The organism is Bacillus sp. GbtcB10, assembly GCF_019091365.1.
Classification (GTDB): Bacteria; Bacillota; Bacilli; order Bacillales; family Bacillaceae; genus Bacillus; species Bacillus altitudinis.
Map to the genome: position 1 here is coordinate 1 of NZ_JAGXJP010000394.1, position 236 is coordinate 236.

1 protein-coding gene is annotated in these 236 nt (G+C 38.1%); it reads right to left on the minus strand.

Going from position 1 to position 236, the window contains the following annotated elements:
- A partial coding sequence (locus KVT11_RS20615) for a TrmB family transcriptional regulator (protein WP_217609218.1) occupies window positions 1-171 on the minus strand: 171 nt, incomplete at its 3' end.
- Window positions 172-236: the final 65 nt, after the last annotated feature.

Sequence of the window (236 nt, forward strand, 5' to 3'; positions counted from 1 at the left end):
GCCTTTATCAACTAATTTCCCCAATACTTCATAGATCATTGAGCGGGGGACGCCTGACCTTTTGCTGATTTCATATCCGGTAACAGGCGAGTGTTTCAACAAGCCGATATATGCTTTACATTCATATTGAGAAAATCCAAATTTCTGTAATTCTTTCAGAACATCCTCCATAAACATCCTCCGTAGTGGTTATTCATGAAACTACTATAATGTAAGCGGTTATATCTTGTCAATGG